Annotated in this window: 13 protein-coding genes; 1 reads left to right on the top strand and 12 read right to left on the bottom strand. The window is 53.5% G+C overall.

Going from position 1 to position 15,460, the window contains the following annotated elements:
* Window positions 1-55 precede the first annotated feature (55 nt).
* Window positions 56-1,522, bottom strand: a complete 1,467-nt coding sequence (gene guaB / locus HV345_RS07020; protein WP_019077375.1) for an IMP dehydrogenase — start codon at window positions 1,520-1,522, stop codon at window positions 56-58.
* A 159-nt stretch (window positions 1,523-1,681) separates the two neighbouring features.
* Between guaB and xseA the strand changes: the two genes are divergently transcribed.
* The gene (xseA, locus tag HV345_RS07015) at window positions 1,682-3,055 is read left to right on the top strand and encodes an exodeoxyribonuclease VII large subunit (RefSeq protein WP_181636429.1); all 1,374 of its coding nucleotides are present in this window, start codon (window positions 1,682-1,684) and stop codon (window positions 3,053-3,055) included.
* On the opposite strand, the gene HV345_RS07010 is transcribed toward xseA, so the two are convergent.
* From HV345_RS07010 to ndk, 11 genes are all read right to left on the bottom strand, one after another.
* Window positions 3,052-3,267: a zinc ribbon domain-containing protein gene (locus tag HV345_RS07010; protein ID WP_016157125.1), complete on the bottom strand. Its 216-nt coding sequence runs from the start codon at window positions 3,265-3,267 to the stop codon at window positions 3,052-3,054. The two genes, xseA and HV345_RS07010, sit on opposite strands and share 4 nt — an antisense overlap.
* Before the next feature lie 51 nt (window positions 3,268-3,318).
* A complete protein-coding gene (locus tag HV345_RS07005) occupies window positions 3,319-4,401 on the bottom strand; it encodes a Gfo/Idh/MocA family oxidoreductase (RefSeq protein WP_181636428.1) in 1,083 nt (360 codons plus the stop codon).
* A 63-nt stretch (window positions 4,402-4,464) separates the two neighbouring features.
* On the bottom strand, window positions 4,465-6,006 hold the full coding sequence (locus HV345_RS07000) for a peptide MFS transporter (RefSeq protein WP_016157127.1): 1,542 nt from the start codon (window positions 6,004-6,006) through the stop codon (window positions 4,465-4,467).
* A gap of 300 nt (window positions 6,007-6,306) precedes the next feature.
* Complete coding sequence (gene der / locus HV345_RS06995) at window positions 6,307-7,779, bottom strand: ribosome biogenesis GTPase Der (RefSeq protein ID WP_016153996.1); 1,473 nt, start codon at window positions 7,777-7,779, stop codon at window positions 6,307-6,309.
* 118 nt (window positions 7,780-7,897) lie between these two features.
* Complete coding sequence (gene bamB / locus HV345_RS06990) at window positions 7,898-9,076, bottom strand: outer membrane protein assembly factor BamB (RefSeq protein ID WP_181636427.1); 1,179 nt, start codon at window positions 9,074-9,076, stop codon at window positions 7,898-7,900.
* A gap of 10 nt (window positions 9,077-9,086) precedes the next feature.
* Window positions 9,087-9,707, bottom strand: coding sequence for a YfgM family protein (locus HV345_RS06985; RefSeq protein ID WP_181636426.1), 621 nt, complete (start codon window positions 9,705-9,707; stop codon window positions 9,087-9,089).
* Window positions 9,708-9,720: 13 nt separating this feature from the next.
* Entirely contained in the window at window positions 9,721-10,995 is a 1,275-nt protein-coding gene (gene hisS / locus HV345_RS06980; RefSeq protein WP_016153999.1) for a histidine--tRNA ligase, read from the bottom strand.
* A gap of 110 nt (window positions 10,996-11,105) precedes the next feature.
* Window positions 11,106-12,224 (bottom strand): flavodoxin-dependent (E)-4-hydroxy-3-methylbut-2-enyl-diphosphate synthase, encoded by a 1,119-nt coding sequence (gene ispG / locus HV345_RS06975; protein WP_016154000.1) that lies wholly within the window; start codon window positions 12,222-12,224, stop codon window positions 11,106-11,108.
* 26 nt (window positions 12,225-12,250) lie between these two features.
* Complete coding sequence (gene rodZ / locus HV345_RS06970; RefSeq protein ID WP_181636425.1) at window positions 12,251-13,240, bottom strand: cytoskeleton protein RodZ; 990 nt, start codon at window positions 13,238-13,240, stop codon at window positions 12,251-12,253.
* 284 nt (window positions 13,241-13,524) lie between these two features.
* Window positions 13,525-14,691: a bifunctional tRNA (adenosine(37)-C2)-methyltransferase TrmG/ribosomal RNA large subunit methyltransferase RlmN gene (locus HV345_RS06965; RefSeq protein WP_016154002.1), complete on the bottom strand. Its 1,167-nt coding sequence runs from the start codon at window positions 14,689-14,691 to the stop codon at window positions 13,525-13,527.
* Between the two features lie 256 nt (window positions 14,692-14,947).
* Window positions 14,948-15,379, bottom strand: a complete 432-nt coding sequence (gene ndk, locus HV345_RS06960) for a nucleoside-diphosphate kinase (RefSeq protein ID WP_003037710.1) — start codon at window positions 15,377-15,379, stop codon at window positions 14,948-14,950.
* Between the last annotated feature and the right edge of the window lie 81 nt (window positions 15,380-15,460).

The following is a 15,460-nucleotide window of genomic DNA, read 5'->3' as shown; positions in this document are numbered from 1 at the left end:
ATTCCGAGGCAAGTGAAACAAATTCGCCCGGCATATAGCCGGGCGCGGAAACTTATCAGGAGCCCATGCGGTAGTTAGGGGACTCTTTGGTGATGGTCACATCGTGAACGTGACTTTCCTGAATACCCGCACCGCTGATACGTACAAACTCTGCTTTTGTTCGCAGCGCGTCGATAGTACCACAGCCGGTCAGACCCATACAGGAGCGCAGGCCACCCATCTGCTGGTGAATGATCTCTTTCAGGCGACCTTTATACGCAACGCGACCTTCGATACCTTCCGGGACCAGTTTGTCAGCGGCGTTATCGCTCTGGAAATAACGGTCGGAAGAACCTTTGGACATCGCGCCCAGAGAGCCCATACCACGGTATGATTTGTAAGAACGACCCTGATACAGTTCGATTTCGCCCGGAGATTCTTCAGTCCCCGCCAGCATAGAGCCAACCATCACTGCAGAAGCACCCGCAGCGATCGCTTTTGCGATGTCGCCGGAAAAACGAATACCGCCATCGGCAATAACCGGAATACCAGTGCCTTCCAGCGCTTCAACGGCGTCAGAAACGGCGGTGATCTGCGGTACACCTACGCCGGTAACGATACGGGTAGTACAGATGGAGCCTGGGCCGATACCGACTTTAACAGCGCTGCAGCCGGCTTCCGCCAGCGCGCGAGCGCCTGCACCAGTCGCAACGTTCCCCCCGATGATCTGCAGATCCGGGTATTTAGCACGAGTTTCACGGATACGCTGCAGTACGCCTTCTGAGTGACCGTGAGAGGAGTCAATCAGCAGAACATCCACGCCAGCGGCAACCAGCGCGTCAACACGCTCTTCGTTACCCGCACCTGCGCCTACAGCAGCCCCAACGCGCAGACGACCATGCTCGTCTTTACAAGCGTTAGGTTTACGTTCCGCTTTCTGGAAATCTTTAACGGTGATCATGCCGAGCAGATGGAAGCTGTCGTCAACAACCAGCGCTTTTTCGACGCGTTTTTCGTGCATTTTGGCAAAGACAACATCGCGTGCTTCGCCTTCACGAACGGTCACCAGACGCTCTTTCGGCGTCATGTAGACGCTAACCGGCTGATTCAGATCAGTCACAAACCGTACGTCACGACCGGTGATGATGCCGACCAGTTCGTTATCTTCAGTCACTACCGGGTAGCCTGCAAAACCGTTACGCTCGGTCAGTTCTTTTACTTCGCGCAGAGTGGTGGTTGGCAGTACGGTTTGTGGGTCGGTCACGACGCCAGATTCGTGTTTCTTCACGCGACGAACTTCTTCCGCCTGGCGCTCAATAGACATGTTTTTGTGGATAAAACCAATGCCGCCTTCCTGAGCCAGGGCAATTGCCAGGCGCGCTTCCGTCACGGTGTCCATTGCTGCGGAGAGCATAGGAATGTTCAGGCGAATGGTTTTCGTCAACTGGGTGCTGAGATCAGCAGTATTCGGCAGAACAGTAGAATGAGCGGGAACGAGGAGGACGTCGTCAAACGTCAGGGCTTCTTTTGCGATACGTAGCATGGGCAATATCTCACCTGGGAGGTTATTAAATATTGCCGCGGCATTATACAGAGCGTAACCGATTGCATCCACACTTTTTTGCAAAAAAACCTTGCGCTCCTCTGTGAGCATGTTACTTTCGACTGAATAACTTGCTGATTTAGATTTGATCCCGCTCACATGTTATCCTCTCAGACCACCTCAATTTTTACCGTAAGCCGCCTGAATCAGACGGTTCGTTTGCTGCTTGAGCAGGAAATGGGACAAGTGTGGATCAGCGGTGAAATTTCGAATTTCACGCAGCCGTCCTCCGGTCACTGGTATTTCACGCTCAAAGATGACACCGCTCAGGTACGCTGCGCGATGTTTCGCGACAGCAATCGCCGTGTAACGTTCCGACCACAGCACGGTCAGCAGGTACTGGTACGCGCCAACATTACATTGTACGAGCCGCGCGGCGACTATCAGATAATTGTTGAAAGCATGCAGCCAGCGGGCGAAGGTTTGCTGCAGCAAAAATATGAGCAACTCAAGGCCAAACTGCAGGCTGAAGGGCTATTCGATCAGCAGTTCAAAAAAACGCTGCCTTCACCGGCCCACTGCGTCGGGGTAATCACCTCTAAAACCGGCGCCGCGCTGCACGATATCCTCCACGTCCTGAAGCGTCGCGACCCTTCCCTGCCCGTTATTATCTACCCGACCGCAGTCCAGGGCGATGATGCGCCAGGGCAGATCGTTCGGGCCATTGAACTGGCGAACGCGCGGGGCGAGTGCGATGTGCTGATCGTCGGGCGCGGCGGCGGCTCGCTGGAAGATTTGTGGAGCTTTAACGACGAACGTGTTGCACGGGCGATCTTTGCCAGCCGCATTCCAGTCGTCAGCGCCGTCGGCCATGAAACCGATGTCACTATTGCCGATTTTATTGCAGATTTACGGGCACCTACGCCGTCGGCGGCGGCAGAAATTGTCAGCCGTAATCAGCTTGAACTGCTGCGTCAAATACAGCATGGTCAGCAGCGTCTGGAGATGGCGATGGACTACTACCTCGCCAATCGTACTCGTCGATTTACCCAGCTTCATCACCGCTTGCAACAGCAGCATCCGCAACTGCGTCTGGCCCGTCAACAGACCGTGCTGGAACGACTGCGTCAGAGAATGAACTTCGCACTTGAGAATAAGATTAAACAGGCAAATCAGCGTCAGCAGCGCATGCTGCAGCGTCTGAATCAGCAAAACCCGCAGCCGCGTATTTACCGTGCGCAAACACGCATTCAGCAACTGGAATACCGCCTGGCGGAAAATATCCGTGCGCGTTTAAGCGAACAGCGCGAGCGTTTTGGCAACGCGGTTACCCATCTTGAGGCAGTCAGCCCACTGGCCACGCTGGCCCGCGGTTATAGCGTGACGACCGCAAAAGAGGGTGAAGTGCTGAAACAGACTAAACAGGTTACAGCAGGTGATGTGCTCACCACCCGCCTGTCTGACGGATGGGTGGAAAGCGAAGTGAGAGCTGTCACGAAGACAAAGAAAACGCGCAGGAAAAAACAGGATTAAAGCGGCACAAACGCCACGCGTTTCTTCGAGATAAGGCCATGACCATTCTGGCAGAAATAATCCACCGCGCCACAGGCTTTAAGCACCTGCAGCGGCTGATTGCACTCCGGGCAGTGCGCTTCTAACTGAATATCTTTATTACAGTTATCACAGTGCGCCATACCGTTTTGCGGCTCCAGCTCTGCATGACAATCCGGGCAAATAATAGACATAGCGACTCCAGTACAGGGATCCATTACTGCGCTGAGTTTAACACGATGCGTTTAATGCCGCCCGCGTAACTGCTGCTGTAACGTTAACAGGCACTCCACTTCCTCCAGCCTGCGCTGCGTCGTGCGGCTCACTTCCTGTGGACTGCGTTCAAACAGACTTTGCGCGCCCAGAATATGCTCCACCAGACAATGGGCATATACACTACCAGGCAGACTCCAGCGTTGTACAACATCACCGTCAATCAATTCGAGCACATCCTCGACACCACGGCGATCATGGCTAATGACACGACCATCGCGCAGACAAAGGCGCAAGCCTTTTTGTCCGCCAGCCGGCCCCGCGTATTTATTCAGCCAGATGTCCAGCGGAATGCCGCTAATCTGTCCCTGCAGATGCGCCTCTCCTTCTGCTGTGGTCAGGTCGCCCTCTACAATATTTCGTCCCAGACGGTCTTTAGCGCTCTTCACCTGCAAGGTCATACTGTCATTACCGCCCAGGTAACGCACTGTTTCACGCAGCATTGCCAGTACATGTGTGCCAATGTCCAGAATCACACCGTCCGGATGACGAAGCTCACGGGTATCCGGCTCACCGGTGGCAAAGTTAAGCGCAATGGGTTCTCCAACAGCGTTAAACCCGCTCGGTTCCTGCAAAAAACCGTCGATTTTAACAATGTGTGAAAAATGAGAGACAAGTGCCTGTTGCGGATTATCGCCCTGCCACTGCGCTCCGAGTTTGCCCAACGCCAGCTGCATTGCACCATTGCGTGCCATCCAATGGTCGAGTGCCAGCACGCGGTTGGCAGCATCCGGTTGAGTCAGCAGCGTTTTCAGTTTTTCAATTTGGGAAAGCGTGGCGACAAGAGGCTTTTCGACCACAATACGAGCGATGGGAGCCGCCAGCGCCTGTTCAAGCACATCGAGGTGATGCAGGGATGCGGTGGTAATAAACAGGGTATCAAGCGGCATTGCAAGAAGTTCAGCGAGCGACGCACAGCGTGTCACGTCTGCGGGCTGCTTTGCGGATTGAACATCAAATCCCACACAGCGTAGTGCATCACCGAACATATTACGTAATGCGGGCAAGTATGCCGTTTCAACGACTGCACCAAGCCCAACAAATCCTAACAGCATGCTCTTACCTCGTTAATTGAATAGCCGGGACATAACGTCTGCCCCGGCACAATCGAGGTGTTATCAGGCGCTAGTTGCCGGTTTAGTTTGCGTATTCTCCAGCATGCGACGAATCGGAACAATGAGGATGATCAGTACCGCAGCGCAGATCAGCAGCGCAATCGAGCAGCGTGCGAAGAGATCCGGCAGCATATCCAGTTGGTCAGCCTTCACATGACCGCCAATCAAACCTGCGGCCAGGTTGCCCAGCGCACTGGCGCAGAACCACAGGCCCATCATCTGCCCGCGCATTCTTTCCGGCGCCAGCAGCGTCATTGTCGCCAGACCGATCGGACTCAGGCACAGCTCGCCAAGCGTCAGCATCAGGATACTGCCCACCAGCCAGAATGGAGAAACGCCTGCCCCGCCGTTACTGAGAACGTTTTGCGCCGCCAGCATCATCAGACCGAAGCCTGCCGCCGCAAAGAGGATACCGATAACAAACTTGGTGATGCTACTCGGGCGAATATTCATGCTTGCCAGCTTCGGCCATGCCCAACTGAATACCGGTGCCAGCAGGATAATAAACAGCGCGTTTATCGACTGGAACCAGACCGCCGGGATTTCAAAATCACCGATCATACGGTTAGTGTAGTCGTTAGCGAACAGGTTGAACGAGGTTGGCTTCTGCTCAAACGCGGACCAGAAGAACGCGGCGGAAACCAGCAGGATAAAGCAGACCAGCAGTCTGGCGCGCTCTTTACGGTTCAGACCGGCAAAGATGAACAGGTAGATAAAGTAGAGCGCAACGGAGGCTGCAATCACGTACACCAGCATGCTGGCAACCGCGACCGGATTAATTACAATCACGCCCTGCGCTATCAGCGTAACGATAACCGCCGCACCGACGGCCAGCGCCAGCAGCCACGCGCCCACGCCGTTACGTTTCACTACCGGGCTATTCCAGGTGGAGTCGAGCCCCACTTCGCTGTCGTAGCGTTTCATCGATGGAACAGCAAATACACGGAAAATGATCAACGCCACCAACATCCCGATACCACCGATGCCAAAGCCCCAGTGCCAGCCGTGGGTTTTAATCAGCCAGCCGGAAATCAGCGGCGCGATAAACGACCCCATGTTGATGCCCATGTAGAACAGCGAGAAGCCGCCGTCGCGACGCGCATCGCCTTTTTTGTACAGCGTGCCAACCATGACCGAAATACAGGTCTTAAACAGACCGGAGCCGAGCACGATAAACATCAGACCAATAAAGAACAGGTTGTTCCCCATAATGGCGGAGAGCGCAATTGACAGATGGCCGAGGGCAATCAGGATGGAACCGTACCACACCGCTTTCTGTTGGCCGAGCCAGTTATCCGCCAGCCAGCCACCCGGCAGCGCAGCGAGGTACATCGTACCGGCAAATATACCCACAATCGCCGAGGCATTTTCACGTGCCAGCCCCATGCCGCCGTCATAAACGGTAGCAGCCATAAACAGGATCAGTAACGGGCGAATACCATAAAACGAGAAGCGCTCCCACATCTCTGTGAAGAACAGCGAGCCGAGTGGATAAGGATGGCCGAAGAAAGTTCGGCTTTCTTTTTGATTAACAGAGGATTGCATAATTCTCCCGAAAGTTATGTCGTCGTGTGTGTAAACACCGCGATGTACGCCAGCCAGTTACGTATCTGACCGATTTTTTACATGCGGCGAAAATTTATTTAACCATTTGATAACCTAAGGCTAGTTTTGTCTAGTACCAGCCCCCGGACTTTAAGACGAAAACTCGACAAATGTCTACTTTCTTAGATTTAAACTTGGTAAAAAATGAATAGTGATTGACATCGCACGGGCTGAGGCTGGCGATGGAACTTCGAAAAAAAACCCGCGACAAGCACGGGTTTTTATCAGCATCAGCAACGGTTACTTGCTTTTTTTGATGTGTTTTATCAAACGCTTACGTTTACGCATCTGCGTCGGCGTCAGCGTATTGCGTTTGTTCGCAAACGGGTTTTCCCCTTCTTTGAACTGAATGCGGATCGGCGTCCCCATCACATCCAAAGACTTACGGAAATAGTTCATCAGATAACGCTTGTAGGAATCCGGCAGGTCTTTGACCTGGTTGCCGTGAATCACCACGATTGGTGGGTTATAACCACCGGCGTGGGCATATTTCAGCTTCACACGACGACCACGCACCAGCGGCGGCTGATGATCTTCTGCCGCCATAGTCATAATGCGCGTCAGCATCGCGGTGCTAACGCGACGGGTGGAGCTGTCATACGCTTCGCGGACCGATTCAAACAGATTACCCACGCCGCTGCCGTGCAGCGCAGAGATGAAGTGTACACGCGCAAAATCAATAAAGCCCAGACGGAAGTCCAAGGTCTCTTTGACCTGCTCTTTCACTTCCTGCGTCAGGCCATCCCACTTGTTGACCACAATAACAAGTGAACGCCCACTATTGAGGATAAAGCCCAGCAGCGACAGGTCCTGATCGGAAATACCTTCGCGCGCGTCAATCACCAGCATCACCACGTTGGCATCTTCAATCGCCTGCAGCGTTTTGATAACTGAGAATTTTTCTACTGCTTCGGTAATTTTGCCGCGCTTACGCACGCCCGCGGTATCGATGAGCACATATTCGCGCTCATCGCGTTGCATCGGGATATAAATACTGTCACGCGTGGTCCCCGGCATGTCGTAAACCACTACGCGGTCTTCGCCGAGAATACGGTTAGTAAGCGTGGACTTACCTACGTTCGGGCGACCAACAATCGCCAGTTTGATCGGCAGATCCTGCGGATTGAAGTCATCTTCAGGCTCTTCTTCGCCGTTCTCTTCGGCTTCCAGTTGCGCCCAATATTCTGCATCTTCATCCACCTCTTCCTGAGGAGCAACGTCATCCATCCACGGCAGCAGAACATGCTCCAGCAGGCTGAGAACGCCACGACCATGGGATGCCGCGATCGGATAAATTTCACCCAGACCCAGCGAGTAGAAATCGACGACCGCCTGATCAGGATCGAGTCCGTCAGTTTTGTTGGCTACCAGGAACGTCGGTTTCTGGCGCGAACGCAGATGTTTCGCAATGGCTTCATCCGCAGGCATCAGGCCAGCACGCGCATCTACCATGAACAGCACAACGTCCGCTTCTTCGATCGCCAACAGCGACTGTTCCGCCATGCGGGTTTCTACACCGTCTTCGGTGCCATCAATACCGCCGGTATCAATACAGATAAACTCGCGGCCTTCAATTTCCGCACGACCGTACTTACGGTCACGAGTCAGACCCGGGAAATCCGCAACCAGCGCATCTCGGGTGCGAGTTAGACGGTTAAATAACGTGGATTTGCCAACGTTAGGGCGCCCGACAAGCGCGACCACAGGTACCATGTTTAAAGCCTCATTTAATAAATCATCAGACAACGGGCACATTTTTTGCGCCGTTGTTAAAAACAGTAAAACGGCCCCTGCACCAGGAGCCGTTTTTCAAAGCGAGCGGCCGGGACGATTAACGCGTAATAGAGTACAGCGTACCGTCTTTCGCCTGGATCAGCAGTTTACCATCAGCAGAGACCGGCTCGGTCAGGAAACCAGAGCTGTCAACTTTCTGCTGGGCGACAAAGCGGCCATCGTCAACGTTAATCCAGTGCAGGTAGCCTTCGCTATCACCCACGACCAGATTGCCGTTATACAATACCGGGGACGTCAGCAGACGGTGCAGCAGATCGCTTTGCGTCCACAGCGTCACACCGCCGTCGGTGGTCAGCGCCAGTACACGATCGTTCTGGTCTACCAGGTAGATACGGTTACCGTCGACGATGAAATCATTCACTGAGCCCAGTTCACGTTTCCACATGATCTGACCGCTGCGCAGATCCAGCGCCGTCAGGTTACCATTATAAGCCAGCGCGTAGACAACGCCATTGACGATAACAGGCGTGGTATCAACGTCGCTCAGACGATCGATTTCCGTTGGACCTGTCGCCTGAGAAATACGCTGCTGCCAAATCATCTGGCCCTGCTGCATCAGCACGGCGCTTACGCGGCCGTTATCACCGCCAACGATAGCTGCGCCAAAGGCGGTCGCTGGGGCAGATTCGCCGCGCAGAGACAGAGAAGGCATGTCGAGGTTAACGGTCCATTTGATAGCGCCGTCAGCTTCGTTCAAGGCCTGCAACTGACCGTTACTGGTGTGGATTAATACCACGCCATCGCTCACAACAGGACGAGACAGCGCTTCACCGGCAACTTTCGTCTGCCATGCGTTGGTACCATCGCTGGTGTTCAGCGCATAAACCTGCGCTTTTTCGCTGCCAATGTAAACATGGCCACCGGACACGGTTACACCGCCAGAAAGCTGTGCAGATGCGCGGGAGAACCAGCCGTCTTTCTCACCCAGATTAACAGACCAGACTTCTTTGCCGTCGTCCGCATTTAACGCCTTAACGACGCCGGCGCGATCGGCTGCATAGACAACGTTATCCGCCAGCGCAGGATGAAGATTGGAATAGAAATCACCAATACCGTTACCTACAGAGGTGCTCCAGTCCGTAGACGGAGTAAACTGGTTTTCAACCACCGGTAATGGGGACATCTTAACGACATCTTCTTCGCCACTAAACAGTGAACAGCCGCTCAATAGGGTAACGGAAAGCAGCCCTGGCAGAAGTAATTTACGCAATTGCATCGGGTCCCTCTCAGATGGACAAATTATTGATTTTCATCTGCATCATTTCGCTCAGAGCAGGAGAGGCATCGCTTTTCACGCCCGCTTCCCATGCGCTACGCGCACCTTGTTTGTCGCCTTTGCTCAGCAATGCTTCACCGCGCAGGTCGGCAACAATGGCCGTCCACCCTTCACCTTTAATGGTGTCGAGTGTTTTCAGCGCGGTATCAGCCTGTTTAAGCTGAACCTGAACACGAGCCAGACGCAGATTAATCACCGCTTTGAGATTCTCATCGCTGGTCGCTGCTAAGCCTTGTTGCAGCTGGCTTGCGGCTTTCTCAAGTTCATTTTGGTCAACAAACTGCTGCGCCAGTTCCAGTGAAGCTAACGCGCCGTAGGTATTTTTGTTTTCTGCGGCAAATTTCTCTGCAGCAGGAAGACTATCCGGTTTACTCGCGCTAACCGCAGTCACCGTATTTTGATATGCCAGAGAAGCAGAGCGTGCGGACTCCGTCTGATGGCTGGTCCAGTAACGCCAGCCAACCAGCGCGCCAACCCCTAAAATGACCCCAACAGCCAGCGCTTTGCCGTTTTCAGCAAAGAAGCGTTTTACTGCATCAATCTGGTCGTTTTCGTTCTCGTAAATTTCCACGCTGTCCTTCTCCTTAGCCCAGTAGAGTGCGCAAATGCGCGGCAACGCTATCCTGCGCTACTGCCGTTTGCTCACCAGAGCGCAAATCCTTCACTACAACAGTACCGTCAGCCACTTCGGACTCGCCCAGTACCAGTGCAACGCGGGCGCCCCACTTGTCGGCGCGGGCGAACTGTTTCTTAAAGTTGCCGCCACCGTGGTTTGTCATCAGTTTCACACCTGGAACTTCATCGCGCAGACGTTCTGCAAGCCGCATTGCAACCGACTGCGTATCCGCCCCCGAAGCGACCAGGTATATATCGACAACAGGATCTGCGTTAAATTCCGGATTAACTGCCTGAACTAACAAAACAAGTCGTTCCAGACCCATGGCAAAGCCCACGGCCGGCGTTGCGCGACCGCCAAGTTGCTCTACCAGACCGTCGTAACGCCCACCGGCACACACGGTACCCTGAGAGCCCAGGCTGCTGGTAACCCACTCAAATACGGTGCGGTTGTAATAATCAAGACCACGAACCAGACGCTGATTGACGGTGTAGGCAATACCTGCGGATTCCAGCAGTTTGCACAGGCCCGCAAAGTGCTCGCGAGAGTCGTCATCAAGATAGTCGCCCAGCGCAGGTGCGTCGTTGAGCAGCGCCTGTACTTCCGGGTTTTTGGAGTCGAGAACGCGCAGCGGGTTAGTGTACATACGGCGCTTGCAGTCTTCGTCCAGTTTCTCTTTGTGCTGTTCCAGGTAGGCGACCAGCGCATCACGGTAGTTAGCGCGGGCTTCAAGCGAACCAATTGAGTTCAGCTCAAGGCTGACATGCTGAGAAATACCCAGCGCGCGCCACCAGCGAGCGGTCAGCATAATCAGTTCAGCATCGATGTCCGGGCCTTGCAGGCCAAACACTTCGACACCCAGCTGATGGAATTGACGATAGCGCCCTTTTTGCGGACGTTCGTGGCGGAACATCGGCCCGATATACCACAGACGCTGTTCCTGATTGTACAGGAGACCATGTTCGATGCCGGCGCGTACGCAGCCCGCAGTTCCTTCAGGACGCAACGTCAGGCTGTCGCCATTACGGTCCTCAAAGGTATACATCTCTTTTTCAACCACGTCGGTGACTTCACCGATCGCGCGTTTGAATAACGGGGTCTGCTCTACAATCGGCAAGCGGATTTCACTGTAACCGTAGCTGCCGAGCACGTTTTTGAGAGTGCCTTCAATGCGCTGCCAGATGGCGGTTTCGCCAGGCAGATAATCGTTCATGCCGCGAATGGCTTGAATGTTTTTTGCCACGTTTATTCTCTTTATGAATATAAAAATGAACCCTCAGCGCTAACCCGAACAATGCGGGCGCCATGCGGGTTCAATCATACACGGGAAGCACGCCGCTTCCCATCACGTTGTTATTTTTCAAGCTGCTGCACGTCAATACGACGCGCTTCGTCCAGGATACTCGCTTTGGCGCGAATGCGGGCTTCAAGCTGCGTAATCATATCGTCGTTATCGAGTCGATCCTTACGCACGCCGTCTTCATACAGACCGCTTTTCTTGTTACCGCCCGTCACGCCCAGCGTAGAAACCAGCGCTTCGCCAGGACCGTTCACCACGCAGCCGATGATCGAAACATCCATTGGCGTAATGATATCTTCCAGACGTTGTTCCAACGCGTTCACCGTACCGATAACGTCGAACTCCTGACGCGAGCAGGTTGGGCAGGCGATAAAGTTGATCCCGCGCGCACGAATGCGCAGCGATTTCAGGATATCGAAGCCAACTTTGATCTCTTCCACCGGATCCGCCGCCAGAGAGACACGCAGCGTATCGCCGATCCCTTCGGACAACAGCAATCCTAAACCGATCGCTGATTTTACCGCCCCACTGCGTGCGCCACCGGCTTCGGTGATCCCCAAATGCAGCGGTTGATCGATCTGTTTCGCCAGCAGGCGATAGGATTCTACGGCGAGGAAAACGTCAGACGCTTTAACGCTGACTTTGAATTGATCGAAGTTAAGACGATCGAGGTGATCCACATGGCGCATAGCGGATTCCAGCAGCGCCTGCGGCGTCGGTTCACCGTATTTTTCCTGCAGATCTTTTTCCAGCGATCCGGCGTTGACGCCGATACGGATAGGAATATTTTTATCACGAGCGCAGTCCACTACCATGCGAATACGCTCTTCATTACCGATATTGCCTGGGTTGATACGCAGGCAATCGACGCCGTATTCCGCCACCTTCAGCGCGATACGATAGTCGAAGTGAATATCGGCAACCAGCGGGACATTAACCTGCTGTTTGATAAGCTTGAACGCTTCTGCGGCATCCATTGTCGGTACAGAGACACGAACAATATCTGCGCCGACGCGTTCCAGCGCTTTGATCTGATTAACCGTCGCTTCCACATCGGTGGTACGCGTATTGGTCATAGACTGTACGGCGATGGGCGCGCCATCGCCGATCGGCACGTTCCCAACGTAAATGCGTGTCGATTTTCTACGTTGAATTGGAGCCTGGTTATGCATTAAAAAATCTCCCGCATTGCCGTCTGTTACTGAGCCGGTGATTGTTCGGCATTAACGGTCAGACGCGCAACCTGGTTAGTTCTGATAAAACGACTCAGATCGACAGGTTTACCCTGGAACTGAATCTGCACTGCCGCCGGAGCGCCAATTTTCAGTTTGTACGGCGCCTGACCCGTCAGATTCAGATTGCCGTCCTTACGCTGCATACCACTGAACAGTTTTTTTCCGGTCGCATCGGTCACTTCCAGCCAGCAATCGGCGGTAAAGTTCATTACCAGTGCGTTAGGATCGGCGGCAGGGGTAGTGACACCCGCCTGGTCAGTTGGCAGCGGCGCCGCGGTAGCTGGCGCTGCAGTTGCGGTATCGACGTTAGCCTGAGAAGGTGCCACAACGGCATTCTGCTGCGCATCAGCGGCAGGTGCCGGGGTTGCAGCAACATCTGGCGTAGGCGCTGCGTCCGCCACCGCGCCATCGTCTGGAGCCGGGGTAGTATCCTGGCCCGCTGCGGCGTTGGTATCTAACGGTACGTTCTGCGCACCATCTTTACCGGCATTCAGCTCAGCGGAGGATTGATCGGCCATGGTGGTGATCTCTTCCTGCTGCGCTTTATGGTTCTGCCACCACCAGGCTCCCGTCAGTCCGACAACGACAAACAGCACCAGCCAGGTAAAGGTCATTAACCAGCCGTCGCGTTTTTTACGACGCTTACCGAGCGAGAAGCTCTGCATCGGTGCGACTTTGGCTGGGCGAATCGGAGCCTGTTTTTCCAGCCCTGGCAACAGTTCTTCTTCAGGAATATGCACCAGACGCGCATAAGAACGGATATACCCGCGCAGGAATGTTGAAGCGAGATCGGCTGGTGCCTTATCTTCTTCAATATCACGTACCGTGGAGACCTTCAGGCAAAGTCGCTCCGCGACTGCCTGCTGGCTGAATCCGAGTTGTTCACGGGCATTGCGCAGACGAACGCCGGTGGATAGTGCTTCATTTTTGTCGTGCGTGGCTTCAGTATTCATTCGCTACAGCTGCGTAAATTTGGGTTCTGATGCCGGCGAGCCACAATGCTCACCCACACCGCGAAACATCTGGTCAGTTAACCTTCGTCAGACAGTATAAAACGGTCAGACTATCAAAGACAAAACAACGTAAACCTGAGGGCTAAAGGCTTGTTGCGCCGTTACATACTGCCTTAAAGTCGACAAAAACGCACCGTTATTATTGACCTGACAACAACAACAAAGAACCTCATTTGGCTTACGTTGCACTACGGTACATGAATTATACCGTAGTGCACTCAACATCAAACGGTCTTGATATCGATAGCGTCGCCCTGCATACGCTTACGCAGAGTACGCTTGGTACGGTCGATAACGTCACCCGCCAGCTGACCGCAGGCTGCATCGATGTCATCGCCACGTGTTTTACGCACGATGGTAGTAAAACCATAGCTCATCAACACTTTGGAGAAACGATCGATACGGCTGTTAGAGCTACGGCCATACGGCGCGCCTGGGAACGGGTTCCACGGGATCAGGTTAATCTTACACGGCGTATCTTTCAGCAGCTCTGCCAACTGATGCGCGTGTTCAGTACCATCATTAATGTGATCTAACATCACATACTCAATGGTCACACGACCCTGGTTAGCGTTGGACTTCTCCAGATAACGACGAACCGCGCCAAGGAATGTTTCGATATTGTACTTTTTGTTGATAGGTACAATTTCGTCACGAATTTCATCGTTCGGCGCATGCAGAGAAATCGCCAGCGCGACATCAATCATATCGCCCAGCTTATCCAGCGCAGGGACAACGCCTGAGGTGGAGAGCGTGACGCGACGCTTTGACAGCCCAAAACCGAAGTCATCCAGCATGATTTCCATCGCTGGCACCACGTTGGTCAGGTTGAGCAGCGGCTCGCCCATCCCCATCATCACTACGTTAGTGATAGGACGCACGCCCGTTGCTTTCACCGCGCCGACGATTTTCGCCGCACGCCAGACCTGACCAATGATTTCCGACACCCGCAGGTTACGGTTAAAGCCCTGTTGCGCCGTAGAGCAGAATTTACACTCTAATGCGCAACCGACCTGTGAAGAAACACACAGGGTCGCGCGATCGTCTTCCGGGATATACACGGTTTCTACGCGCTGATCGCCAACCGCGATGGCCCATTTGATCGTACCGTCAGAGGAACGCTGCTCTTCCACCACTTCCGGGGCGCGAATTTCAGCCACTTCTTTCAGCTTGTTACGCAGCACCTTATTGATGTCAGTCATGTCATCAAAGTTGTCGCTGCAATAGTGGTACATCCACTTCATGACCTGATCGGCACGAAACGGTTTTTCACCCATATCTTTGAAGAATTCGCGCATTTGCTGACGGTTCAGATCCAGCAGGTTGATTTTTCCATTTTTATTTGGAACCGCAGGAATGACGACTTCAGAGGTGTTAACTAATTCAGACATAATTTTTTCCGGCCTCGTTGTTACACGTTGTGGCCCGTGGAGGGTTAAAAAGAAACGCCCCGGCAAGCGTTCTGCTCTTCCGGGGCGTTGCATTGTACAAAGTCTGGCGCAGGTATGCCACGTTTGCACGAAGCATTAGCGAAAATAATATGTAAATCGCTAATTCCTCTCCAAAGGATTTCACATCGCAGGAAAGCGGCACGTTCGAGCCTCCCCGAAAGCATAGAAAACTATGCGATGTGAAAGACGCAGGAGATTAGCGCGTGCGCGGGCAAACCTCACCTTCACCGAAGAAATAGGCGATTTCACGCGCGGCAGATTCAACGGAGTCGGAACCGTGAGTACCGTTCTCGGTGAAGCTATCAGCGTAGTCTGCACGCAGAGTACCCGCCAGCGCATTCGCCGGGTTGGTTGCACCCAGCAGATCACGGTGACGCTGCACGGCATTTTCGCTTTCCAGAACAGAAACAACGATCGGACCGGAGGTCATGAATTCAACCAGACCGTCAAAGAACGGCTTACCATCATGCTCAGCATAGAAGCCACGCGCCTGCTCAACGGTCAGGTGCAGCATTTTAGTACCGACAATTTTGAACCCTGCTGCTTCAAAGCGCGCAAAGATGCTCCCAATAACGTTTTTTGCCACCGCGTTTGGTTTGATGATGGAAAAAGTACGTTCAATAGCCATGATTACCTCTGAAAAAGATGTTTTGTTGTTGTTTACCTGGCGCGGATTATAAAGAGCATCCCGGCAATTGACTATTGACGA

This window comes from Citrobacter sp. RHBSTW-00986 (assembly GCF_013783065.1).
Classification (GTDB): domain Bacteria; phylum Pseudomonadota; class Gammaproteobacteria; order Enterobacterales; family Enterobacteriaceae; genus Citrobacter; species Citrobacter braakii.
This window is presented reverse-complemented; position numbering and strand designations above follow the sequence as displayed.